Origin of the sequence: Dyadobacter chenhuakuii (genome assembly GCF_023821985.2) — a bacterium.
Lineage (GTDB): Bacteria > Bacteroidota > Bacteroidia > Cytophagales > Spirosomataceae > Dyadobacter > Dyadobacter chenhuakuii.
The window spans coordinates 4,307,845-4,332,979 of record NZ_CP098805.1; the positions used below are offsets into that span (position 1 = coordinate 4,307,845).

General features: G+C 45.3%; 23 protein-coding genes. 10 read left to right on the plus strand and 13 right to left on the minus strand.

The window, feature by feature from the left end; translation table 11 throughout:
- Positions 1 to 24: 24 nt before the first annotated feature.
- Together NFI80_RS17850 and rpsU are read right to left on the minus strand one after the other, a co-directional pair.
- Positions 25 to 897: a tyrosine-type recombinase/integrase gene (locus NFI80_RS17850; RefSeq protein ID WP_235165583.1), complete on the minus strand. Its 873-nt coding sequence runs from the start codon at positions 895 to 897 to the stop codon at positions 25 to 27.
- A 104-nt stretch (positions 898 to 1,001) separates the two neighbouring features.
- The gene (rpsU, locus tag NFI80_RS17855; RefSeq protein ID WP_026629542.1) at positions 1,002 to 1,196 is read right to left on the minus strand and encodes a 30S ribosomal protein S21; all 195 of its coding nucleotides are present in this window, start codon (positions 1,194 to 1,196) and stop codon (positions 1,002 to 1,004) included.
- 156 nt (positions 1,197 to 1,352) lie between these two features.
- Here rpsU and NFI80_RS17860 point away from each other — a divergent pair, with 156 nt between their 5' ends.
- The 3 genes from NFI80_RS17860 to NFI80_RS17870 all read left to right on the plus strand — a co-directional run bounded on the left by NFI80_RS17860 (position 1,353) and on the right by NFI80_RS17870 (position 5,746).
- Positions 1,353 to 2,297 carry a Ppx/GppA phosphatase family protein gene (locus NFI80_RS17860; protein WP_235161151.1) on the plus strand — a complete coding sequence of 315 codons (945 nt, stop codon included), beginning with the start codon at positions 1,353 to 1,355 and terminating at the stop codon, positions 2,295 to 2,297.
- Between the two features lie 87 nt (positions 2,298 to 2,384).
- The gene (locus tag NFI80_RS17865; protein WP_235165586.1) at positions 2,385 to 4,964 is read left to right on the plus strand and encodes a zinc-dependent metalloprotease; all 2,580 of its coding nucleotides are present in this window, start codon (positions 2,385 to 2,387) and stop codon (positions 4,962 to 4,964) included.
- 65 nt (positions 4,965 to 5,029) lie between these two features.
- A complete protein-coding gene (locus tag NFI80_RS17870; RefSeq protein WP_235165588.1) occupies positions 5,030 to 5,746 on the plus strand; it encodes a peptidoglycan DD-metalloendopeptidase family protein in 717 nt (238 codons plus the stop codon).
- Here the strand turns inward: NFI80_RS17870 and NFI80_RS17875 are convergent.
- From NFI80_RS17875 to NFI80_RS17890, 4 genes are all read right to left on the minus strand, one after another.
- A complete protein-coding gene (locus NFI80_RS17875) occupies positions 5,717 to 6,946 on the minus strand; it encodes an MFS transporter (RefSeq protein ID WP_235165589.1) in 1,230 nt (409 codons plus the stop codon). The genes NFI80_RS17870 and NFI80_RS17875 overlap by 30 nt on opposite strands.
- A 2-nt stretch (positions 6,947 to 6,948) precedes the next feature.
- The gene (locus NFI80_RS17880) at positions 6,949 to 7,701 is read right to left on the minus strand and encodes an SDR family NAD(P)-dependent oxidoreductase (RefSeq protein ID WP_235165593.1); all 753 of its coding nucleotides are present in this window, start codon (positions 7,699 to 7,701) and stop codon (positions 6,949 to 6,951) included.
- Positions 7,702 to 7,744: 43 nt separating this feature from the next.
- On the minus strand, positions 7,745 to 9,448 hold the full coding sequence (locus tag NFI80_RS17885) for a S41 family peptidase (RefSeq protein ID WP_235165594.1): 1,704 nt from the start codon (positions 9,446 to 9,448) through the stop codon (positions 7,745 to 7,747).
- Between the two features lie 137 nt (positions 9,449 to 9,585).
- Positions 9,586 to 11,535 (minus strand): acetoacetate--CoA ligase, encoded by a 1,950-nt coding sequence (locus NFI80_RS17890; RefSeq protein WP_233794729.1) that lies wholly within the window; start codon positions 11,533 to 11,535, stop codon positions 9,586 to 9,588.
- Between the two features lie 295 nt (positions 11,536 to 11,830).
- Between NFI80_RS17890 and NFI80_RS17895 the strand changes: the two genes are divergently transcribed.
- On the plus strand, positions 11,831 to 13,516 hold the full coding sequence (locus tag NFI80_RS17895) for a pseudouridine synthase (protein WP_235165596.1): 1,686 nt from the start codon (positions 11,831 to 11,833) through the stop codon (positions 13,514 to 13,516).
- A gap of 77 nt (positions 13,517 to 13,593) precedes the next feature.
- On the opposite strand, the gene NFI80_RS17900 is transcribed toward NFI80_RS17895, so the two are convergent.
- From NFI80_RS17900 to NFI80_RS17920, 5 genes are all read right to left on the minus strand, one after another.
- Positions 13,594 to 15,129, minus strand: coding sequence for a Do family serine endopeptidase (locus NFI80_RS17900; protein WP_026629551.1), 1,536 nt, complete (start codon positions 15,127 to 15,129; stop codon positions 13,594 to 13,596).
- A gap of 223 nt (positions 15,130 to 15,352) precedes the next feature.
- Positions 15,353 to 15,784, minus strand: coding sequence for an Hsp20/alpha crystallin family protein (locus NFI80_RS17905; RefSeq protein WP_233794726.1), 432 nt, complete (start codon positions 15,782 to 15,784; stop codon positions 15,353 to 15,355).
- A gap of 292 nt (positions 15,785 to 16,076) precedes the next feature.
- Positions 16,077 to 16,823 (minus strand): ribonuclease III, encoded by a 747-nt coding sequence (gene rnc, locus NFI80_RS17910; protein WP_235165598.1) that lies wholly within the window; start codon positions 16,821 to 16,823, stop codon positions 16,077 to 16,079.
- Positions 16,824 to 16,837: 14 nt separating this feature from the next.
- A complete protein-coding gene (gene fabF, locus NFI80_RS17915; protein ID WP_235161822.1) occupies positions 16,838 to 18,091 on the minus strand; it encodes a beta-ketoacyl-ACP synthase II in 1,254 nt (417 codons plus the stop codon).
- Positions 18,092 to 18,134: 43 nt separating this feature from the next.
- The gene (locus tag NFI80_RS17920; protein WP_026629555.1) at positions 18,135 to 18,371 is read right to left on the minus strand and encodes an acyl carrier protein; all 237 of its coding nucleotides are present in this window, start codon (positions 18,369 to 18,371) and stop codon (positions 18,135 to 18,137) included.
- A 231-nt stretch (positions 18,372 to 18,602) separates the two neighbouring features.
- Here NFI80_RS17920 and kdsA point away from each other — a divergent pair, with 231 nt between their 5' ends.
- The 4 genes from kdsA (at position 18,603) to NFI80_RS17940 (ending at position 21,232) form a co-directional block, all read left to right on the plus strand.
- Positions 18,603 to 19,415 carry a 3-deoxy-8-phosphooctulonate synthase gene (gene kdsA, locus NFI80_RS17925; protein WP_235165601.1) on the plus strand — a complete coding sequence of 271 codons (813 nt, stop codon included), beginning with the start codon at positions 18,603 to 18,605 and terminating at the stop codon, positions 19,413 to 19,415.
- Positions 19,415 to 20,113 carry a phosphatase PAP2 family protein gene (locus NFI80_RS17930; protein WP_235165604.1) on the plus strand — a complete coding sequence of 233 codons (699 nt, stop codon included), beginning with the start codon at positions 19,415 to 19,417 and terminating at the stop codon, positions 20,111 to 20,113. The genes kdsA and NFI80_RS17930 overlap by 1 nt, the downstream gene beginning before the upstream one ends.
- Positions 20,114 to 20,195: 82 nt before the next feature.
- Entirely contained in the window at positions 20,196 to 20,657 is a 462-nt protein-coding gene (locus NFI80_RS17935) for a GyrI-like domain-containing protein (RefSeq protein WP_235165606.1), read from the plus strand.
- Positions 20,658 to 20,680: 23 nt separating this feature from the next.
- Positions 20,681 to 21,232 carry a DNA-3-methyladenine glycosylase I gene (locus NFI80_RS17940; RefSeq protein ID WP_235165607.1) on the plus strand — a complete coding sequence of 184 codons (552 nt, stop codon included), beginning with the start codon at positions 20,681 to 20,683 and terminating at the stop codon, positions 21,230 to 21,232.
- Here the strand turns inward: NFI80_RS17940 and NFI80_RS17945 are convergent, their stop codons facing one another.
- Positions 21,233 to 22,036, minus strand: a complete 804-nt coding sequence (locus tag NFI80_RS17945; RefSeq protein WP_235165609.1) for a glycerophosphodiester phosphodiesterase family protein — start codon at positions 22,034 to 22,036, stop codon at positions 21,233 to 21,235.
- A 74-nt stretch (positions 22,037 to 22,110) separates the two neighbouring features.
- On the minus strand, positions 22,111 to 23,028 hold the full coding sequence (locus NFI80_RS17950) for a PfkB family carbohydrate kinase (RefSeq protein WP_235161828.1): 918 nt from the start codon (positions 23,026 to 23,028) through the stop codon (positions 22,111 to 22,113).
- A gap of 185 nt (positions 23,029 to 23,213) precedes the next feature.
- Between NFI80_RS17950 and NFI80_RS17955 the strand changes: the two genes are divergently transcribed.
- Complete coding sequence (locus tag NFI80_RS17955; RefSeq protein WP_235165611.1) at positions 23,214 to 23,600, plus strand: DUF5618 family protein; 387 nt, start codon at positions 23,214 to 23,216, stop codon at positions 23,598 to 23,600.
- A gap of 32 nt (positions 23,601 to 23,632) precedes the next feature.
- Complete coding sequence (gene cysS / locus NFI80_RS17960; RefSeq protein WP_235165613.1) at positions 23,633 to 25,135, plus strand: cysteine--tRNA ligase; 1,503 nt, start codon at positions 23,633 to 23,635, stop codon at positions 25,133 to 25,135.

A 25,135-nucleotide genomic window follows, 5' to 3' on the forward strand; every position in this document is an offset into this window, starting at 1 on the left:
AAATATACTTCTAAAAAATGGGTTTCAGGCTTTTGGATGGGCTTGCTGATGCGTTTTTTTAAGCTTTTCGATAGAGTTGTGCGTGTAAATCTGCGTTGCAGCCAGGTTAGCATGACCCAGAAGCTCCTTAATCGCATTAAGATCCGCGCCCCGGTTAAGCAAATGTGTGGCATAGGTATGACGCAATACGTGCGGGCTTTTTTGCGACAATGTGGTGACGGCCGACAAATATTTTTCAACCGTTCGCTGTATAAAGACGGGATAAACTGCTTTGCCTGAATTGGTTAATATCAAGCATTCCGTATCCTCCTCGGGCGCACGCAATGTCAGATATTGAAAAAGTAAATTTGCCAGAGATGTAGAAATAGGAACGACACGCTCCTTTGACCTTTTCCCAAACACTCGGATCGTCCTGGCGGGAAGATTCAGATCTTTTATTTCAAGCGAAACCAATTCCGAAAGCCGGATCCCGCTTCCATATAACAGCTCCATAATGGTGCGGTCGCGGACTCCCTCAAAGTCGTCGGTAAAAGTATCGGGCATGAAAAGCGTTTCCATGGATTTTTCTTCAACAAAAGCAGGCAGCTTTTTGCGCGTTTTCAGCGCTGAGAGAATTTTAGTGGGATCTTGGGAAACCGCCTTTTTACGCTTCAAAAATCCATAAAATGTTCTGAGTGACGCGATTTTGCGATTAATAGAAGATGGATTCATGCCCTCTTCCATCAAACTTACTATCCAGGACCTCAGCATGGGTGCCTTTGCCTCTTCGGGCTTATCCAGCTCGTATTGAAATAACAGATATTTCTGAAACTGGTCCAAATCCGTCTGATAAGACTTTACAGTATGAACACTGGCGCGTTTTTCAAATTTCAGAAAATCAATAAATGAGGTTATCATATCAGCAACATACAAAAAAGGGCCGCCTTTAACAAGCAGCCCTTCTCCTTATGATATGGATATAATAATCCTGTCGAAATCTTTCAGAACACCATTCCTGGGAACTAGTCTTCTAAATGACCGTAAGTTTTTTCTTTGTATACGGCACGCAAAACTTCGAAACGACGTCTTACAGATGGTTTTTCGAAAGCAGTACGAGCACGAAGCTGGCGCATAGTACCAGTTCTTTCAAATTTCTTCTTGTAACGCTTAAGAGCGCGGTCAATCGATTCGTTGTCTTTAATGTTTATAATAAGCATGCTTATAAATTGTAATGTTCTTTGAATTGGTTTCTGAAATCGGACTGCAAAGAAAAGCTTTATCAAACAGAAAATCAAGAAATAAGTCATTATTATTAGGTTATTTTTGTGATCATTGCATTGAGGAAAAAGCTTTTAACAGATTAAATGCCCTATATGAGCTCGCGACTGGGAATTATTGACTTAGGAACAAACACTTTTCACCTGCTCATTGTCGATAAAAACGGAGATGCTGTCACCAATATATTTCATGATAGCAGACCGGCAAGGATCGGATTGGGAGGAATCAACAAAAAGATCATTACGGAGGAAGCCTTGCAGCGTGCACTGACCGTCCTGACTTATTTCCGGCAAAAGCTGGACGAGTTCAATGTTCCCGATGAGAAAACTTTCGCTTTCGGCACCAGTGCCATCCGGAATGCAGAGAATCAGCAGGATTTTTGTGCTGAAATCCTTTCCAAAACAGGCATTACGATCACTGTGATCGACGGCAACCGCGAAGCCGAATACATTTATAAAGGAGTCCGACGCGGTGCAGACCTTGGCGATTCACCTTCACTGATCATGGATATTGGCGGTGGAAGCGTAGAGTTCATCATCGGCAACAGGTCGCAGATTTTCTGGAAGCAAAGTTTCGAGATTGGCGGGCAGCGACTGATGGAAAGATTCATGCGCAATGATCCGCTTTCGCAGGGTGACAGCAAAAATCTTTACAATTATTTTGAAGAAAAACTGATCCCGCTTGCCAATGCCGTCCACCAGTATTCCCCGGATAAGCTGGTGGGGTCTTCCGGGACATTCGACACGTTGGTGGACATTGATTTCCATTTCCGCACCAATGAAAGGCCTCCGAAAAACCAAACTGATTTCTCATTGGCACTGGAAGAATTTTACCGTGCATATGCACTCATTCTCACCGGAAATCATGACGAAAGAATGCAGATCCCGGGCATGATCGAACTGCGTGTGGACATGATCGTGGTTGCAGTTTGCCTGATAGACTATGTACTCAAAAGCTACGGAATCAAGAAGATACAAGTTTCAAGCTATGCATTAAAAGAAGGCGTTCTTGCCGAAGTGCTGGCCGAAAAGACAGCTTAATATTTTTGTAACCTCCCCTGAATTATTTGCACGTCCTATCCGGCAAACTTATATTTTTGTAAGCAAGCAAAAACATAAACCAACTCTATGAGATTAATTCGTTATTTCCTCTTTGTAGGAATCACATTTCTGTTTACCACAACCACCTACGCACAAAAGAAGAAAAAGAAAGAAAAGCAGGAAGACGTCAAGATCGAAAAAGCCGTGGACGCCGTGGCCACCGCAGTAAAAGAGAAACTCAAAGACGACAAAAAGAAGGGCCCCAAGGCTTTCAAAGACCTCATTGACACCAGCGCGGTGAGCCAGAAAGGCATGATTTCTGTTCACAAAATGGACGAGAAATGGTATTTCGAAATCCCTGATTCACTGCTGGACAAAGACATTATGGCTGTAACGCGCTATGCCAAAACAGCTGCCGGCGGGGGGATTTTTGGAGGAGAAGAGGTCAACCGGCAAATGATCCGCTGGGAAAAAGGGATGGACCATAATCTATTATTGCGTTCCGTAACAGTGGTCGTTGCGAGTCCCGACAGCACCAAGCCAATTTTCCAGGCTGTTAAAAACTCAAACTCAGATCCTATTATCGGGGTTTTTGAAATAAAAGCTGTTAAAAAAGAGCCTGGTGCAAAGTCGTCTGTCATTGATGTGACGGACTTCTTTAATGCTGATAATCAGGTTTTTTCACTAAGCTCGGTCAGCAAGCAGCTTTTGAAATTGACATCATTTAAAAAGGAAGCTTCCTACATTGAGAAAATCCGGGCGTTTCCCATTAATACAGAAATCCGGACCGTTAAAACATTTTCTGTAACGCCGCAGCTGCTCTCTACTTCTCCTACCCCGTCCATCGGTCAGTATTTACCGTCCGGGCTCGATGCTGGCGTTGTGACTATGGAAATGAACACTTCCCTGATCCTGCTGCCTGAAAAGCCGATGCGGAAAAGGATTTTCGACAGTCGGGTGGGTTATTTTGCAAATCAATATGCCATTTTCGGAGAAGAATCGCAGCGCTCTGATACAGAAGTTTTTGCGGTAAGATGGCGTTTAGAGCCTAAAAATGCAGAAGATGCTAAAAAGCAGCGCGACGGCGAATTGATTGAGCCTAAAAAACCAATCGTTTATTACATTGATCCTGCCACACCTGAAAAATGGCGCAAATATTTGAAAGCCGGAGTTGATGACTGGCAGGAAGCATTTGAAAAAGCAGGCTGGAAAAATGCGATCCGCGGCGAATACTGGCCCGAAAACGACACAACCATGAGCCTGGAAGATGCGCGTTATTCCGTGATCCGCTACTTCGCTGCCGACATTCAGAATGCGTACGGGCCCAATGTGCATGATCCGAGAAGCGGTGAGATTCTGGAAAGCCACATTGGCTGGTATCACAATGTCATGCGTTTGCTGCGCAACTGGTACATTATCCAGGCTGGCGCGGTGGATCCAAAAGCCCGCACCAAGAAGTTCGATGATGAGCTTATGGGCCAGCTTGTGCGCTTCGTTTCTTCGCATGAGATCGGGCATACGCTGGGATTAAGGCATAATATGGGTGCGAGCTCGGCTACACCTGTCGAGAAATTGCGTGACAAAGAATGGATTGAAAAGCATGGCCATACGGCTTCTATCATGGATTATGCCCGCTTTAATTACGTGGCCCAGCCCGAGGACAGCATTACCAATCTGTTCCCGAGAATCGGGGATTACGACAAATGGGCGATTCAATGGGGTTACAGCAATTTCTTGGACGCCAAGGATGCGAAGACTGAAAAAATGCTTTTGAATGAAATGACCAAAGAGGCTTACAAAGATTCCCGACTGCATTTCGGAACGGAGATCAGCCCGTATGACCCGCGTTATCAAACCGAAGATCTGAGCGATAATGCGATGAAAGCTTCTGAGTATGGCATTAAAAATTTAAAAAGAATTCTTCCCAACCTGATCGAATGGAGCCGCGAGGACGGTGAAAGTTATAAGGAGCTGGATGAAATTTACAACAATGTTATACAGCAATATCGTCGCTATCTTGGCCACGTGATGAAGAATGTGGGCGGGATTTACGATAACCCTACCACATATGACATGGAGGGATCGACTTTTGAAACTGTGCCAAAATCGACTCAGAAAGAAGCAGTTGTATTCCTTAACAATCAGTTGTTCAAAACGCCGACCTGGTTATTAGACCAGAATATTTTAAGTAAAATCAAACCAGAAACCGGTGTCGAAGCGATCAAAGCATTGCAGGAATATGCATTAACGACGCTCTTCGCAGGCGACAGGGCGGTCAGACTGATGGAAACCGGAATTTCAAGCAAGAATTATACGCTGGACGATATGTTTACAGACCTGGAAAGTGGCATTTGGTCAGAAACGAAAACGGGCAAAAGCATTGACCTGCATCGCAGAAATCTTCAAAAAGTGTATATCGAAAAATTGGTTGATCTGCTGAAACCTGGCAAAGTCAATGTGCAATCCGTACCGGTTGGCATTACGTATGGATTTTCTACGCGGGTTGTTGAACTTGAAAAAACGGATTTGCCTTCCGTTGCGAGGGCACATTTGGAAAGTCTGAAAGCAACATTACAACCTGCTATCACGAAATCGACGGATAAAATTACGAAGTATCATTTGCAGGATGTTTTGCAACGGATCAAGATGGCGCTGGACCCGAAATAAATCCAACTCTGCTAAGCCCGCAAACAAGGTTGTTCGGGCTTAGCAGATTTATCAAATGCCAATTAATGCTTACACTTCGAGAAATTCTGGAAAAGCAAAATGGCTTTGCGCCTGTCATTCATAGCGCGAAGCCGTTTAAAAAGCTGGATTTTTCTGAATCCAATGAAGCGCTTGTGCAAAGGGATTTATCCGAAACTTCGGTTTTCTCTCAATTTGTATTTGATGAAATGCTTGAAAATAATGCTTTCACAGGGATTGGCGGCTACGCAGAGAATCGCATTATCTATCGGCAGCGAAAACATTTCAATAACGCAGACAACCAACCAAGGAGCATTCATCTCGGCACGGACATTTGGGCAAATGCCGGAGAACCCATTTATGCACCGCTAGACGCAACCGTCCACAGTTTTGCCTTCAACGACCATTATGGCGATTACGGCCCAACAATTATTCTCGCTCATGCATTAAATAATGTCGTCTTCTACACACTTTACGGGCATCTGTCACTGGATTCACTGGAAGGATTATATGTCGGCAAAAATATTTCAGCCAACGAAAAATTCGCAGCCATAGGCTCCTACCCCGAAAACGGCGACTGGCCACCGCATCTGCATTTCCAGATTATCAAAGACATGGGTAACTATCAAGGCGACTTCCCCGGCGTAAGCAGCATTCAGGACAGCGAACATTATTTAAATCTCTGTCCTGATCCAAATTTGATTTTTGAGGATAGCGGAAAACTGTTCAGCAACTTAACCCTTACTCCGCTCCAAGTTCGGTAGAAACCCTGTCAGCAAGCCGATAAGCGGTAAAAAGGAACAGATCCAGAAGACATATTCAATGCTGGTTTTGTCAGCAACGCTTCCCAGAATGGCCGATCCGATTCCTGCAATGCCGAAAGCGAAGCCGAAGAACAGCCCTGCAATCATGCCGACTTTACCTGGAATAAGCTCTTGTGCATAGACCAGGATCGCGGAAAAGGCTGAGGAAAGAATGAGCCCGATAATGCAGCTTAATACGCCCGTCCAGAACAGATTGACGTAAGGAAGCAGCAAGGCAAACGGGGCTGCGCCTAAAATCGATATCCAGATCACGTATTTCCGGCCGATCCTATCGCCAACCGGCCCGCCGATGAATGTTCCAGCAGCGACTGCAAATAAGAAAGCGAAAAGATATATCTGTGAATTCTGGATGGACACACCAAACTTGTCAATCAGGTAAAAAGTGAAATAGCTCGAAATACTGGCCATGTAAATGTATTTCGAAAAAATTAGCAGCAGCAAAATACCAATCGCAAACACGATTTTCCCTTTTGACAAATGCGATTCCTGATGTGCTTTTTCGACTTTTTTCGCAGCGACATGGATTAGACTTTGCTTATACCAGCCGCCTACCCAGGATAAAATAACAATCGCCAGAAGCGCAACCAGCGAAAACCAAATCACCTGAAAACGTCCATAAGGCAACAGAATCAATGCTGCCAGCAAAGGCCCCAGCGAACTCCCCGCATTACCGCCCACCTGGAACAGCGACTGCGCCATGCCGTGCTTACCGCCCGAAGCCATACGCGCCACGCGGGAAGCCTCAGGATGGAAAACCGCTGAACCGACGCCGATCAACCCAACTGAAAGCAAAACAAGATTAAAGCTGTTCGCAAGAGATAATGAGATGAGTCCCAGCAATGTAAAACACATTCCAACAGCCAACGCGAAGGGTTGCGGACGCTTGTCGGTGTAAGCGCCTACCACAGGTTGCAGTACAGAAGCGCTCACTTGAAATGTGAATGTGATCAGCCCTATCTGGGTAAAATTCAATTGAAAAGATTCCTTAACCATCGGGTAAATGGAAGGGATTAAGGACTGCATCGTGTCATTCAGCAAATGACAGAAGCTTAACGCAAGCAAAATCGGGAAAACTGTTTGCGAAGTATTTATTGCTGTCGGTGAGTCAACAGCAATGGGATTTTGTTCAGTAGATTTCATGCTTACTTCCTGTGAATCGTCGTTGCGGCAGATTGCGCAGCAGCTAAAATGGTAATGTCAGCGATTGTAACCCTGCTAGGTGCATTCACTGCGTAAAGAATGGCATCGGCAATATCAACAGCCTGCAAAGGATCAAATCCCTGATACACTTTTTCGGCACGGCTTTCATCTCCTTTGAAACGGACCAGCGAAAATTCTGTTTCCACTGCGCCGGGAGCGACATTGGTCACCTTAATGCCATGCTGCGTCAGATCGAGACGCATTCCTTCACTCAAAACCTCGACTGCAGCCTTGGAAGCACAATAAACGGCACCATTCACGTAAGTCTGCTTTCCTGCTATGGAACTGATATTGACAATGTGCCCCGCTCCTTTTTCGAGCATCAGCGGAATCACCGCTTTCGAAACATATAGCAAGCCCTTCACATTTCCATCGATCATTGCATCCCAATCCTCCGTATCACCCTCGGCCAATGAACCCATTCCATGTGCATTACCAGCATTATTGACCAGGATATCAATGTTTTTCCAATCATCCGGCAAGGAACCGATCATAGCGATCACCGCGCCTTTGTCACGCACATCAAAAACCAGCGTGGTAACATTAACTTTTGAAGATAATTCAGCAGAAACTTCATCCAACCGTTCCTGGCGGCGGCCGCAAAGGATAAGATCAATTCCGGCACCTGCAAATAATTCCGCAGTGGCCTTTCCAATTCCGGATGTCGCTCCGGTAATCAATGCAATTCGAGACATTATAAAATCAAATTCGTCAAAAGATGTGCGCTTCCGGGGATGCTCACTTTTTATTTTTGGGAATGTTCAAACTGCTGAACTTCCCTTTTTCCAGCTGCGCAGCCTGGCTGAATAGCTGGACCGCTTGCTGATAAACATTATCCGTCGGATTCAGCACCTGAAAAATCTCATTATTAAGCCCGTTTTTCTGCTTCCTGCCCCAGACATATCGTCCGATGATCGCCTTCGTTTGCGAAGTAATAATGGGTTTAGAAAGTGTTAACTCTTTTTCATTTGGTTTAATTCCAGCCTTCGAAGCATCCTTCACCATTTCGGCAATCATCGCGTCAGATATCTGGAACGACGTCAAGAAGTCATTAAATGACTGTTTTTCAAGCTTTTTCTGATTGTCATTCGCGTAGCGAAGCGCGTATTCTCTGATGATGTTTTTGGAATACAATTCAAATAAATACTTGCTGTTCAGCAGCGTATCTTTTGGAACAAAAATATCCGGTGTAATCCCGCCGCCGCCATAAACGATGCGGCCTCCGTCTGTTTTGTAAATTTTGGTTTTATCAAATTTAATGCTGTCCGCACTGAACAATTCGCCGCTCTCGTAACGATGTGAAAGATCCTGGCTATAATCTTCACCTTTGCCCAGCTCATAAGGTTTTTGAATGCTCCGGCCGCTTGGTGTAAAATATCGTGAAATAGTAAGGCGAAGTTCGGATGCGTCCGAAAGCTTGATCGGCATTTGCACTAAACCCTTTCCGTAAGAACGCCTTCCAACGACCAATGCACGGTCGTGATCCTGCAATGCTCCTGCCAGGATTTCGGACGCAGACGCACTTCCTTCGTCCACCAATACGATCAACGGCCCTTGTTCGAACATTCCGTCCACGTGTGAACGCGTTTTTCTGTCAAACCGGCTATCCTTGCCTTCTGTATAAACCAAAAGCTTATCGCCTGCAATGAATTCGTCGGCCATGCTTGTGGCACGCTCCATGTAACCGCCCGGATTTCCTCGCAAATCAAGGATCAGGTTTTTCAAGCCACTGGCTTTCAGTGTTTTTAATGCTGATTTGAATTCATCGTAAGTGGTTTCCGAGAAACGGCTCACCTTAATATAGCCAATCTCCTGATCTACCATATACGATGCGTCAACAGAGTAAGTCGGAATGCGGTCACGGACCACTGCAAAGTTCATTTTTTCATCTAAACCAACCCTTTCAATGGCCAGATCAACCTTAGTGCCTCTTTTTCCACGCAACAGCTTGTAAACCTGCGCATTAGTAACGCCAGGACCAGATAAATTCTCCTTATTAACTGAAATAATGCGGTCGCCGCTCTGAATTCCGGCCGCTTCCGAAGGACCGCCGCTTAATGGCGTCACCACGTAAACCGTGTCATTATATATATTGAACTCCACACCAATGCCGTCAAATCCGGATTCCAGCTGCGAACGGGCCGCAGTGGCTTCTTCCGTGTTGAAATAAGCGGTGTGGGGATCCAGTTTTTCCAGCATTTTTGAGATAGAAAAATCTACAAGCTCCTCAGTATTAACAGAATCTACATAATTATTCTCAACAAGCATGAGCACTTCGCGATATTTGGCATAACCCTTCGCTACGTCCGAAAGCTTGCGGCCCCCGCTAAAAAAAGTGCTTCCCAGCAGCACACCAGCAGCCAGTGTAATGGCTATAATGATAGGCAGGCGAACCACTGAACGGGAATTATGAATCGGATTAGGAGATTTTTCTTGATTCATACCAATAAAATATTTGAAAGCGTTGTATACATGCCTGTTGCAGTAGGCACATTTCTCTAACGTGAAGTAAGCGATTTTGGTTGCCTAAAGCAAGTGTATCAGAGGTGATTTATAAGATATTAGTCCAACTTCTGCCCTCAAACAAATGCCTTTAAAGACTCCGGATTGCGCATTGTCTCCGGATTGATACATTTGGCAGGATCCTGTCCCATCAAAATCCGCTTCATAGGCGCCTCCATTTTTTTCCCGTTGATCGTATAGGGAATGTCGCTAACCTGCTCTATTGTATCCGGAACGTGGCGTGGACTGTATTCATTTCTTAAAACGTCCTTTATGCGTTGTTTCAGCTCATCGGTCAAAGTTTTGTCTTTGCTTAAAACCACAAACAACGAAATTGTCCCGTCACCGTTCGCCTTTTCAAGATACACCGCCAAACTGTCTTTCACGTCCGGAATGCTCTCAACGGCGCGGTAGATTTCGGCAGTTCCGATCCTTACCCCACCCCTGTTCAATGTTGCGTCCGAGCGGCCGTAAATGATGACAGAATTGCGGTCGGTAACCTTGATCCAGTCGCCGTGGCGCCAGATATTGGGATACATTTCAAAATAGCTGCTGATATATTTCTCGTCATCCTCATCATTCCAAAAATAAATGGGCATAGAGGGCATAGGCTGCGTAATCACCATTTCACCCAGCTCGTCGGTCACCGGTTTGCCATCTTCACTATAAGCCTCGATCCGGCAGCCGAGCATCCGGCACTGGATTTCTCCCGGATAAACGGGCAAAATCGGGCAGCCGCCCACGAATGCACTGCAAACGTCCGTTCCACCGCTTAGCGAAATGAGCCAGACATCTTTTTTTACATATTTATAAATCCATTCGTAGGCCTCCGGCGGCAACGGCGAGCCGGTGGAACCGATGGTTTCCAATGCATTAAGACTTTCAGAAGTAATGCTCACACCCGCTTTCATAGACGCATTGAAGTAAGCTGCGCCGCTTCCGAAATGCGTGATCTTCGCTTTTTCGGCCAATGTCCAGAGCACTTGTGATGATGGAAATGCAGGCGCTCCGTCATATAGCACAAGCGTTGCGCCACATAGCAGCGATCCTAATGCATAATTCCACATCATCCACCCCGTGGTCGAATACCAGAAATAGCGGTCGCCCGGTTTTACATTCTGATGTAAGATCAATGCCTTATGATGTTCGATAAGGCAGCCGCCTACGCTATGCGTGATGGCTTTTGGCTTAGCCGTGGTGCCCGATGAATAAAGGATCCAGATCGGGTGATCGAAGGGAAGCGGCTCAAAATCAAGCCCGAAATTTTCAAGATGCAGAATGTCTTCCCAGGAAGTTAATCTTTCCGGGCGGTTCTCTGCATTGATATTATTCACTAAAACCGTGTCCTTAACACTTGGTAATGTGAAGGATAACTCTTGTGCGAATGCTGTAAGGTCGTAAGTTTTACCATTATAAACATAACCATCCGCCACGAAAAGTACTTTGGGCTCAATCTGCGAAAAACGATCTGTAATGGCTGTTTTACCAAAATCAGGTGAGCAGGACGACCACACAGCGCCCACAGCATTGGTCGCGAGAAAAGCCACAACGGCCTGCGGAATGTTTGGCAAAATAGCTGCCACGCGGTCTCCCGGACGCACGCCGCGCTGTTTGAGCCAGGCAGCCACAGCGGCAACTTCCGTTTCAAGCGTCTCCCAGGAAATTTCCGTTAATCCCGATTGTTCTGATTGAAAAAGAATGGCTGGTCGGTCCTTCGTTTTATTTCTGAAAACATGCTCGGCATAGTTCAGCTTGGAACGCGTAAACCATTTAGTGCCGATCATCCCATGCTTTGGCCTTTGCAACACTTCCAGGTAAAGGTCATGGGATTTTATATTGAAGTAAAGCCACAAACTCTCCCAGAAATCTTCCAGATCCGTCACCGACCAATCCCAAAGATCATGGTAGGAGCGGAAATAAAGGCCTCTTTTGACAAAAAGCCAATCCATGTATTTTTTGAGATTGGATTGCTCCAGAAGCGTTCTCCCTGGTTTCCATAGCGGTTGAGGCAGGACATCAGTAGGCATATTTACATCTTTATAGGTGAAGGTTAGGTTATGGAAAAACGCGCTTTTCAGTGCATTGAACCAATAGTACTAATAAACGTTTGGTTACCAAAAATGGCATAAACCCAAGTGAAAATATTTACTTAAAAATTTCCTGTATCTTTGCAGACTTAATTAAAACACTTAGTACTCTGATCATCAGATACGTTGATTAGCGGGTTTTAGTGGCATCTTTGAAATACAGATCGAAAAACCGCTGTCAGTACACGGCAAATAGTAAGAGGAAACAAATTCCAGTAGTGATACTGCATTCCTAATGAGAAAAAGAACATCAACACCCTCGAAGGCGCCAAAAGCTTCGCAGCCTTCGACCGGCGGACAGAAATCCTTCCGCAAATCCAGTGACGGCGCAGGCCATCCATTCAAAAAGGCTCGCCCTGAGGCAGAAAGCCGTTTTAGTAAACCAAGCATCAAAAAGTCAAGCTTACGCACTGCATCCTCGAACGGAGATAACGCAGGACAAAAAGCACGTCCCAGCTTCGATCACGAAAAAGGATCAAGCGACAGATCGGGCTTCGATAAGCCGGGCTTCGGCAAGCCGGGCTTCGATAAGCCGAGGTTTGATAAGCCTCGCTTCGACAAGCCTTCATTCAAATCTGGTTTTGACAAACCGCGCTTTGATAAGCCTGGAAATGACAGACCAAGCTTTCCTAAAAAGGAAGGTGGCTTCCGTAGCCCCGCTGATAAAAAGGATTTTGGACAAAGAGAACGATCATCCGGAGACAGAGAATTTAAACCACGCTTTGAAAGACCGGCACGCGAAGGCGACAGGCCGCGCTTTGAGAGAAGAGGCGATGACCGTCCTGCTCAATCGGGAGAGTCCCGTCCATTCCGTTCAAGAGAAGAATCCGGACAAAGAGAAAGACCTTCCGGAGACCGAGAATTTAAACCACGTTTTGAAAGACGTGAAGGTGACCGACCCACCGGCGACAGAGAATTCAAGCCTCGTGCTGAAAGACCTGCACGCGAGGGCGAAAGACGTGATTCACGGCCATCAGCTGAGCGTTCTTTTGGTCGTCCCAGCAGAGACGGCAAGCCAGAATTTAAAAAAAAAGATGAGACCGCGCATGTAGAGCGTGATTTCGAAAAGTCTGCCCGTAGTGAAAACGCAGAGCAAGCAGAAGATCGCAGCGGATTAGACAGAAGAGTGGGCCGATTTGAAAGTGCTCCACGCTACAATTTGTCCAGCTACGAAAAGAAAAATGCACCGAAACGGAAGGAAAAGGAAGAATCTGCACTCATTCGTTTGAACAGATACATTTCTAATGCTGGCATTTGCTCGCGTCGCGAGGCGGATGACCTGATCGCTTCGGGTCAGATTTCTGTAAATGGTAAAACGATTACAGAGATGGGTTACAAAGTATTGCCTACTGACGTTGTGAAATACGGCAAAAAGGCATTAAACCCTGAGAAAATGGTTTATATCTTAATTAATAAGCCAAAAGATTACATCACCACAACCGACGATCCGGAAGAGCGCAAAACCGTGCTTGACCTCATTCAAGGTGCATGTGCCGAGCGTGTTTACCCGGTGGGTCGCTTGGATAGGAATACAACGGGTTTATTGCTTTTGACCAATGATGGAGAACTGGCTGTAAAGCTGACGCATCCATCCGGCGGGATCAAGAAAATCTATCAGGCGGAATTGGATAAGCCGATTACAACGGAAGATTTTGAAAAGCTCCAACACGGCCTTGAATTGGAAGACGGTTTCATTCGGCCTGATGAAGTTGGCATTGTAACGCCAGACGCGATGGTGGTTGGCTTGGAAATTCACAGCGGCCGGAACCGGATCGTTCGCCGGATGTTCGAACATTTGGGTTACGAAGTTCAAAAGCTCGACCGCACGGTATTCGCAGGATTGAACAAGAAAGACCTTCCGCGTGGTAAATGGAGATTTTTAAGTGAAAAAGAAGTGGTAAAGCTGAAATTCATGCTTTAAGATTTTTGGAATAATACAAAAAGAAAACCGGCTGCTACGATAAACGTAACAGCCGGTTTCTTTTTTGAACCTATATATTACAAACGGAATCCGAATGAATAAACGTCGTATGGAGCATCAGGATAAAGTCCTTCAAACTGCACCATTGACTCTTCCTTGCCAGTAATAGCGGCCTGGAATTCTTTCACGGAACGAACCGGCTTACCATTTACTTTGGTAATGATGAAGCCTTCCTCCACTTGCGAACGTGCAAACTTGCCGCCGTCGATCGAAACCACTTTCACACCGCCATCCAGCTTGTAACGGGATAAACGTTGTTTTTCCTGGTCGCTAAGGTTGCCGAATTGTGCACCCAGAGCATTCATAATCGCAGCAGATTCGTCACGTTTCAGGATATCTGAACCGCCTGTGCGGTTACGCAATGTGATGTCCAGCTCTTTCTCTTTGCCATCACGGTTTACAGTAATCGCCACCTTATCGCCAGGCTTGTGCAAGCCGATTGATTGTTGCAATTCAGGGATCGAGTGAACATTCACGCCGTCCACTTTCACGATCACGTCGCCTTTCACTACACCGCCTGCTTTCGCTGCACTGTTTTCTGTGAATTCACGAACATATACACCATCATTCACTTTCACACCATATTCTTCGGCTTTTCTGCTATCCAGGTCATCCAGGGCAATACCCAGGTAACCACGTTGCACATTACCGAATTTGATCAAATCGCTTGACACTTTCTTCACAATGCTCGAAGGCACCGCGAAGGCATAACCTGCAAAGCTTCCCGTTGGGCTGGCAATGGCTGTGTTGATACCAATCAATTCACCTTTGAGGTTAACCAATGCACCACCACTGTTTCCAGGGTTGACAACCGCATCAGTTTGAATGAATGATTCAAGCGGAGAATCCACAGATGATGCCGAAGCAGGCGTAACGCCGCGACCGCGTCTTGATTGGCCAATGATACCTAATCCGCGTCCTTTTGCACTTACGATACCAGCTGTTACAGTTGATTCCAAATTAAAAGGGTTACCAACCGCCACAACCCACTCTCCTACTTTCACGGCATCCGAGTTGCCTAAAACTACTGCTGGCAAGTCTTTCGCTTCTACCTTAATCACCGCAATGTCCGTAGATGGGTCAGTACCAATCACTTTTGCTCTGAACTTGCTTTTATTATGCAGTGTAACTTCCAGTTCCTGAGCACCTTCCACCACGTGGTTATTGGTTACAATGTATCCGTCCGCAGAAATGATCACACCCGAACCGGATGCTTCCTGAGACTGAGGGCCGCGTGATCCGCCTTCAAATTCGTCACCAAAGAAATCCCTGAAAATATCCGGAATTTGCTGACCGCCGCCGCGCGAGGCCTGACGCGTCATCGTTGACTTAATGTGAACTACCGTGGGCGTTGTAGCCTCAGCAGCGTAAACAAAGTCCCCGGGTGCACCCACCGGTGTGCCGGTTGACGTGAAACGCGTAATCGACTCCGCGGGAGCCTCTTTAAAAATTACATCTTTACCATCGTTATCACTAAATAGTTTGAAGCCGGCAAGAGTTGATGCACTAGAAATCAACCCAACCAACACTAAACCTTTCCAATTTGTTTTCATATACATTTGTTGGGGTTATATTTTTATGAATGAATAACGCAAAGCATTTACTATTTTATTCCCACACAACGCGCATTTAACATATTTTAACTGCAGTCCTTCGAAATGCGATTTTACTAAAATATCCTGCCAATGTCACTAACAATTTAATCGCATCTTTGTTCACAACAAAAGGCGCTATTAATCAAAATTAATAACGCCTTTCAAACTTATATTATGCTAATTAAGCAATCTCGATCTGACGAGCTGGTTTTTCTTTTGCTTCTTCGCGTTTTGGCAACGCGATGCTCAGCACGCCTTCATTGTAAGTGGCTTCAATCCTGTCGCCGTCAATGGTGTTAGGCAATGTGAAGGTGCGTTGGAAAGAAGTGTATTTAAATTCCCGACGCGTATATTTTTCGTTTTTCTCTTCTTCATTCTGCTCTTTCTGAGCAGAAATGGTCAGCTGATTTTTTTCAAGGTTTAATTTGAAATCAGATTTCTGCAAGCCGGGAGCCGCAACTTCGATCTTGAAACCTTCTGTGTTTTCAATAACATTCACCGCAGGAACACTTCCTGAGAATGCAGGGGCTGCGATTTCATTGAATAAATCTTTGCCAAAAAATCCGTTTAAGTAAGAAGGATTTGCGAAATGGGTTTTTACTAGAGTGCTCATTGTTATAAAGTTTTAATGGTCTATTTTATTTTTCAGTTAACCTCTGCGGTATGATAGCTTATTAACAATACTCATTCCTGAGGCGAAAAGTCGAAAAATAGCAGACATAATGTCCGATAAAAATTTATACCCTTATGAAAGCAGACACAATGTCGTGTTTTGAGTAAAAACTATGAGACAAACGGACATACTTTGCAAGTGACACTGCAAAAGTCAATGATGAGAAAGATAATCAGCAAAACTCCGCGACTACTAGCGAAGCTTGAAAGAAATAATGACGCTTGAAGGGCAATTAGCGAAGCTCTAACATTGCGCAGGCCTGTTCAGAAGCAGACTGCTCGGCTTTTTTCTTGGTAAAACCGTTGCCCTGAGCAAAAGGCTCGTCGTTGACCAGAATTTGAGAGATGAATTCGCGGTGGTGGCGGGTGCCGCGTTCTTCCAGAATTTCGAAGCGGATTTCCTTGCCTTCGCGTTGCGCCCATTCGATAATGAGGCTTTTGAAATTGGCATTATTCTGAATAATGCTATCCAGATCGTAATGCGTAATAAGCTTGCTGATGATAAATGTCCGCGTAAAACGGAAGCCTTTGTCCAGATAAATGGCCCCAACAAACGCTTCCAGCGCATCGCCATACATAGAAGAGCGTGGCGACATGCCGCGACGGTTGCCATCATATTCGATCAGGCGATCGAGGCCAAGCTTTTTTGAGATTTGATTGAGAGATTCCCGGTTGACAATGCGGGAGCGGATTTCGGTAAGAAAACCCTCGTCTTTATAAGGATATTTGGTAAAAAGAAACTCTGCAACCACCATTCCTAAAACAGCATCGCCCAGATATTCCAAACGCTCATTGGATTCACGAAAACCTTTGATAGCCGTTTCCCGGGAAGCAGAAGTGTGGCGAAAAGCCAGTTGATAGACGCCGAGATTCGAAGGCCGGTCGCCAATTACATGTGCAATCGATTCCTTAAATTTTTTATCCTCAGCACTTCCGGTTCTGAAAAGAGAGAGTATCGGTATAAGAATTCGCTTTGCCAAGTGTAATTAGTTAATCAGTCTTCATACTTTTTGAAAACGACTGATGCATTGTGTCCGCCAAAGCCAAATGTATTGCTGAGTGCAATGTTGATCTCGCGTTTTTGAGCGTGGTTAAATGTCAGGTTCAGTTTCGGATTAATTTCCGGATCGTCGGTAAAGTGGTTAATAGTAGGCGGAACAACCTGGTCACGGATCGCCAGGATGCAAGCCGCAGCTTCGATCGCACCAGCTCCACCCAGCAAATGGCCGGTCATGGATTTGGTTGAACTGATATTCAGTTCATACGCGTGTTCGCCAAAGAATTTTTCAATTGCCTTAATTTCTTGTGGATCACCGATCGGCGTAGATGTGCCATGCGTATTGATATAATCCACATCTTCCGGCTTGATTCCTGCGTTCTCAATCGCATTTTTCATGACGATATGAGCGCCCAGGCCATCCGGATGGGGAGCTGTAATGTGGTAAGCGTCCGAAGACATGCCCGCACCGATCATTTCAGCGTAAATTTTAGCGCCGCGTGCTTTCGCGTGTTCCAGTTCTTCCAGAATCAGCGCCGCGCCGCCCTCTCCCAATACAAAACCGTCACGATCCTTATCATAAGGACGGGATGCCGTTTCGGGAGAATCGTTTCTTTCGGATAATGCTTTTAATGCATTAAAACCACCCACACCCGCAATGGTAACCGCCGCTTCCGAACCGCCGGAAATACAGACGTTCATCATCCCAAGCTTGATGTAATTGAATGCATCAATCAAGGCATTGGTGGCCGAAGCACAGGCTGAAACGGTGATAAAATTGGGACCGCGGAAACCATAGCGGATCGAGAGAACTCCCGAAGCACTGTCCACGATCATTTTGGGGATAAAAAATGGGTTGAACCTGGGGGTTTTGCCGTTTTCTGCGAAATTCATCACCTCTTCTTCAAAGGTTTTCAATCCGCCGATTCCGGTTCCCCAAATTACACCGGCTTTGTCGAGATCAAGCGTATCTGCGTCAAAGCCGGCGTCCTTCATTGCTTCATCTGCTGCAATGACGGCGTATTGGGTAAATGGGTCCATTTTACGGGCTTCCTGACGAGGAATGTAACTAGTAACGTCCAGACCTTTAACTTCACAGGCAAACCTGGTGCGAAACTTTTCAGCATCGAAACGGGTAATCGGAGCTGCTCCGCTTACACCTGCAACCAAATTTTTCCAAAAGGTAGAAACATCATTTCCAACGGGCGTTAATGCGCCCATTCCGGTAATTACAACTCTCTTCAAACTCATAAAATGGGGACAGAAATAAAATGATACTGGCTAAAAAACCGAATTACTTCACGTTTTCTTCCAGGTATGCAACAGCCTGACCAACTGTACCAATGTTCTCTGCCTGATCGTCAGGGATAGATAGATTGAATTCTTTTTCAAATTCCATAATCAATTCAACGGTATCTAGAGAGTCCGCTCCCAAGTCGTTCTGGAAGTTTGCTTCCGAAGTTACTTCCGACTCTTCTACGCCAAGTTTTTCGACGATAATTTGCTTAACTCTTTCTGCAATTGCTGACATTTTATATTCACTTTTTGGTTAAAATCGCAACAAAGAAAGAAATTTCGATTCACTTTGACAAAATTTTTTTAGTCCTTTCATTTTATTGCTTTTAATGTTGTTGAAATAAAAAAACCAGAAAATCAAATGCTTACCACGGATGCGTCCCAGTAAATCTTTCAATTGTATAAAGAACAAAGCGGATAGCCGTACATTCGCAAATTGATTATTGACCACCAGAAAAAGTATAGTATGATTCCCATATCCAATATAAAAAACGCCGATTCTCACCTGTTTTTCCTCATGGCCGGCCCGTGCGCCATTGAAGGCAGGGACATGGCATTACGTATTGCCGAGCACATTACCAGCCTCACCGACCGCCTCAAAATCCCTTATATATTCAAAGGTTCTTACCGCAAAGCCAACCGGACGAAGATCGATTCCTTCACCGGAATTGGTGACGAAAAGGCATTAAAGATTTTGGAAGAGGTTCGAAATACTTTTGGTGTGCCTGTGGTAACCGACATTCACGAATCGCACGAAGCAGCGTTTGCCGCCGAATATGTGGACGTGCTGCAAATTCCAGCCTTCCTATGCCGCCAAACTGAATTACTGGCAGCCGCAGCGAAGACGGGAAAGGCGGTTAATGTTAAAAAAGGACAGTTCCTTTCGGGTGCTTCCATGAAGTTTGCCGTGGAGAAAATTAATGAGGTCAACCCTGAATGTCCGGTGATCCTGACAGACCGCGGCAACAGTTTTGGTTACGGCGACCTGATTGTTGATTACCGTAACCTCCCGGAAATGAGCTCGTTCGGCGTTCCGGTTGTGATGGATTGCACGCATTCATTGCAACAACCTAATCAGGCATCGGGCGTGACGGGCGGCAAGCCAAAGCTTATCGAGACCATCGCGAAAGCTGCGATTGCCGTGGGTGCGGATGGACTATTTATTGAAACGCATTTCAATCCTTCCGAAGCTAAGTCGGATGGCGCTAATATGCTGCCGCTGGATCAGCTGGAAGGACTTTTGGAGCGATTGGTTAGGGTTCGTGAAGCGATAATGTAATGGTGGCACGCATCCTGAGAACGCAGCTCTTTTGCGTCATTTTCTGTTTTCAAATTGTTTCTCCGGAAGTCATTGCGCAGGGCAGTTTTGAGGAGAAAAATAAAACTGAAAAGGATTCAACGCTTTGGGTAATTAAAGCTGGCGATGTGATTCCGCCGGTTACGCTGGCTTTGGCGGGGTTAGTGGCGCAGGGCAGGATCAGCAGGCATTTTCAGCGGGAGGTCCATTCAAAATATCCGAACTTTCATTCCAAAGCCGACGAATTTCTTCCTTATGCGCCGGGTGTGATCAGTTTAGGACTTGCCTCGGCGGGTGTTAAAGGAAAGCACAAACTGGGCGATCAGGTTATTCTGGCATTGCTTTCCAACATTATCGCGCAAGGCGTAACACAAAGTTTAAAGCGGGTCATTAAATATCCCCGACCCGACCAATCCGATTATTATTCTTTCCCGTCCGGCCACACGACAACGGCATTCGCTAATGCCACCATTTTGCACGAAGAATATGGCCAGCGCAGCGTTTTGTACAGCATAGGCGGCTACGGAACCGCCACAGCGGTTAGCGGGCTACGGATTTTGAACAACAAACATTGGCTCGCGGATGTGCTTATGGGCGCTGGCGTTGGCATAGGCGCTACGAAAGCCCTTTACATTAGTTATCCCTGGCTGCAACAGACCGTTCGCCGGATGAAACATTAAATTCGAAATTCGGAAAACCAGCTGACATAGGGTTGTCACAAGCGGTGATTTCATTTGCATAAAACATTCAAACATGGTCATCATGCAAACGAAAACAATTCCACCTATCCACGTGCTCTATTTCGAAACCGAAACTTCTCTGAATGAACTCATGGGTTACGTGCGCCTGGTTGCGCATCGCCTGTATAGGGAGGCAATTCGCAAGGAAATGGAGATTACCGGCCCTATTTACTGGATTTATAACGGCGCCGACGGCAATCCCGAAACCCGGTTTAATCTGACCATCGCATTGCCTGTCAGTGTTTACGACGCGCCATTGACGGATTCTGAATTCAATTTAAAATATCTTGAACCCTTCAATTGTCTGGCCGGGCATCTTTACGGAAGTTGGGAAGGGCTGGGAAAAATATATAGTGAGTTGATTTCCGATGTTTTGGCAAAAAATCTAATCATGTCGGGCGAAAACCGGGAAATGTATTTAAATATGGATTTTCAAAATCCTGAAAACAACATTACCGAAGTGCAGATCGGCATTACAAAATAAGTTTTCTTTAAAAATCCTGACCCATGTCTTATTGCAGCTTCATCAACAACAACATTTCCGAAACGGCTGATTACTTGCTCCATAAGCATTATCACGACAATCAATATGGTTTTGATATTACGGATGATGACGAGCTTTTCGGTCGTTTGATTTTGGAAATAAATCAGGCTGGGCTGAGCTGGACATTGATGTTGCGAAAGCAGGCTGGTTTCAGAAAAGCCTATGATAATTTTTCTATTGAGAAAATCGCGCAATATGACGAGTCGGACCGGGAGCGGCTTTTACTTGACGCTGGAATTGTCCGCAACAGACTGAAAGTGAATGCAGCGATTGTGAATGCTCAGAAAATATTGGAACTGAAAAAAGATTTCGGGTCATTCAAAGGCTGGATCGAAGCGCATCACCCGCTGAGCAAAGAAGAGTGGATCAAGCTTTTCAAGAAAACATTCAAATTCACCGGCGGCGAAATCGTGAATGAATTCCTCATGAGCACGGGTTATCTGCCCGGCGCACACGACGCAGATTGTCCGATTTATAAAAAGGTCAAATTAATTGAAGCGACTCAAAAGGCCTGATTAATGTAGCCCGGCTTCTTTCAAATATTTTACCAAGGCAGCTGGCTGGTCGGTTTGGAATCCCTGAACCTGCTTGGCAACGGCTTCTTTCCAGGAAACAGGCCCTTCGGTTGGACTTTGCACATCCAGCCAAACTTGCACGCCAAGCTCATTTGCATTTTTCAAAAGCGATTCATGCGGCAGGTTATCGACGATTTTCAGATGCATTTTGTCCAGGTAACCTGCCAGCTTTTCCTTGTTATCGATGGTTTTCGGCAAGCTCGATATTAAAGGCACATTCGGAGCAATTTTCGTCCACTCGTGGTAATCGCTTTCCTTATTTAAATAAACAACAACCTCCTTCTCCATACCCGCTTCCCTGATTTGCTTCCAGGTTTCAGCCACATTCGCATCTTTGAAGTCGAGATAAATGTTAATGTTGCCTTTGCAAACGGCCAGCACTTCTCTGAACTCCGGAATTCTATGGGTTTTCTTGTTTCTATTGAAAACCTGCAAATTTTTGACCTCATTCAAAGTCATTGTGCTGATCTTCCCGGCACCATTTGTGGTCCTGTCCACAGTGGCATCGTGCAGCACAACCAAATGCCCATCCTTGGTCGTCCTCAAATCCACTTCCACATAATCAGCGCCGGCTTTAATGGCTTCCCTGGCAGCGGCAATCGTGTTTTCAGGAACGGCAACATGGTTTCCGCGGTGCGCAATTACAACGGTTTTATGTTTGGTCTCTGGTAAAACCTGCTGCGCAACGACGGTAAGCGAGGCAAGAAATGACGAAAAAAGAAGGATTGTGGCTTTTTTGAACATGACGGTCTTTATAAAAAAAGTCTACAAGTAAGATGTATTCTTAACTCATAGACTTATAAAATTTCAACTCAATATTATTGAATTTCGAAGCTCGACAGGTTCACAAAATCCTGCACGCGGTTATTGATTTCTTCCTGCGTCAGGTTCACAAGTCGCTCTGTCCCAAATTTTTCCACGCAGAATGATGCCATTGCAGATCCGTAAATGACCGCGCGTTTCATGTTTTCAAATGAAATGTCATCTGTGCTTGCCAGATAACCGATAAATCCACCTGCAAACACATCTCCTGCGCCAGTTGGGTCAAAAACTTCTTCCAATGGCAATGCCGGAGCGAAGAAAATGCGGTCGCCCTGGAACAACAATGCGCCGTGCTCGCCTTTTTTGATGATCAATGTTTTCGGGCCCATTTCCATGATCTTCTTCGCAGCTTTCCGCAACGAATATTCGCCCGAAAGCTGGCGCGCTTCCTCATCATTGATCGTGATCAAATCCACCATTTTCAGAACCGCTTTCAGATCATCCATCGCAATGTTCATCCAAAGGTTCATTGTGTCGAGCATAATCAGCTTTGGGCGGCTTTTCATGCGCTCGATAATCACTTTTTGGGTCGCCGGAACTGTATTTCCCAACATTAAGAAGGTCGTTCCCTGGTAAGATTCCGGAATGATGGGATCGAAATGTTCCATCACATTCAGTTCCGTAACAAGTGTGTCGCGGGTATTCATATCCTCATGATATTTCCCCGACCAGAAGAAGGTTTTTCCTTCTTTTACAATTTCAAGTCCTTCTGTATTAACGCCATGGTCTTGCAAAAGGGAGATCATTTCATCCGGGAAGTCGCCGCCGACAACGGCTACGAGATTATTTTCTTTGGTGAAATATGATGCTGCTAGTGTGATGTAAGTGGCCGCACCGCCAATAATTTTATCTGTTTTTCCAAAAGGTGTTTCAAGCGCATCGAATGCAACAGATCCTACGGTTAATAAACTCATAAATAAGTATTGTATTGATTTTAAGATAGTTTCAAACTGGGCCTTCTATGTAAAAGCGCTGCGAAGATAATCAAAACGCCCGAATAGCGCCCCGGCCCCACGCTATTCTGCCAAACTGTTTAACTCAATCATAGGTTATTTGCTATTTTTGTAAAATTCACCACTTTCACCACTAACACATTACTATGGAAGCGATCAGCGAAGCCAGAAGGCACATTGACAACGCAAAAGATTTTTTGAGCAACAATGCAAAGAAGCAGGATGGAATGTATCAGGACAAAAAGTATGTCAAGATTGCCGGACACACAGCATATACAGGCATTTTACTTGCATTGAATGAATTACTGGGAGAGAAAAACAAGAAAACCCCAAAGAGTGTAGAGTGGTATCAAATGGAACTTAGCAAGGTCGACAAAAGCTTGCTATCCAAATTTGTAACAGCATACGAAATTCTTCATATCAATATGGGTTACCAGGGAAGCAGAAGTGCTAAAATTGCTTCCGTAGGACTTGAAGAAGCAGAAAAGATCATCAAGTGGGTTGAAACCCGGCTTGTGAAGACACAACATTAATACAATCAGTTTTTAAGTAAGTAAAAACATAGATGACCGCGCAAACTTTTCAGCCGCTTAGAATATTCAATACATTGACCCGTAAAAAGGATGTATTTGTTCCTATTGCCCCTCCCTATGTCGGCATGTATGTCTGTGGTCCAACGGTTTATAATAATGTACACTTAGGAAATATCCGCACGTTTTTGTCTTTCGACATCCTGTACCGTTACCTCACGCATATTGGCTACAAAGTGCGCTATGTGCGCAACATTACGGACGTAGGCCACCTGGTGGGCGATGGGGACGCGGGTGAAGATAAAATTGGCAAAATGGCCAAGCTCCAAAAGCTTGAACCGATGGAGATCGTGCAACGCTATACCAATGATTTTCACGATGTTTCGGCCATTTTCAATTTAATTCCACCCAGCATTGAGCCTACTGCAACGGGACATTTGATCGAGCAGATTGAGGCGGTGAAAACTTTGATAGAAAAAGGCGCGGCTTACGAGTCGAATGGCTCTGTGTATTTTGATATCAATAAATATCAGGCAGACGGCAATGAATATGGCAAGCTTTCAGGCCGCATTATTGAAGATCTTTTAAACGAAACCCGCGAGCTGGACGGACAATCTGAAAAACGTAATCCGCTTGATTTTGCACTTTGGAAAAGGGCGAGCCCTGAGCACATTATGCAATGGGATTCTCCCTGGGGTATGGGATTTCCGGGATGGCATTTGGAATGTACTTGCATGAGTGCCAAATATTTAGGAAAGCAATTTGACATTCACGGTGGCGGCATGGATTTGAAATTCCCGCACCACGAATGCGAGATCGCGCAAGGGAAATCGCTTACCAATGAAGAGCCGGTGCGTTACTGGATGCACACAAATATGCTGACAGTGAACGGACAAAAAATGTCCAAATCGCTCAATAACTCGTTTTTGCCTGCCGAGCTTTTCTCCGGAAACCACGATTTGCTAGAACAAGCTTACAGTCCCATGACCGTGCGGTTCTTCATGCTGCAAAGCCAATATCGCAGCACGCTCGATTTTTCCAATGAAGCATTAAAGGCAGCGCATAAGGGTTACAAAAAGCTCGCTAACGGACTCAGAAACGCAAAATTGCTTTCCTATATGCCGGAAGAAGGCGTGAGCCCGGACGAGATCAAGAAAATTGAGATCGAGAAAGCCATTGACGGATTTTATGGTGCGATGAATGATGACCTGAACACGGCCGTTGCATTTGCGAACCTGTTTAATATGTTGAAATACATTAATATGCTCAATATGGGCCAGCTGAAATCAGCGGCGCTGGGCGAGGAAACATTCAATGCTTTGAAAAACAACTTCGTCACTTTTTTCGAAGATGTTTTGGGATTGAAAGAAGAGCTGAACGAAGGTTATGCCATTCTGGACGGCATGTTGAAGCTTTACAAGGAATATAAATTATCCATGAACTACGAAAAAGTAGACGAAATCCGTTCTTATTTCAAAAACCAGGGACTGGTGATCCGCGATTCCAAAACACGGATCGATTGGGCTTACGAAGAGTAA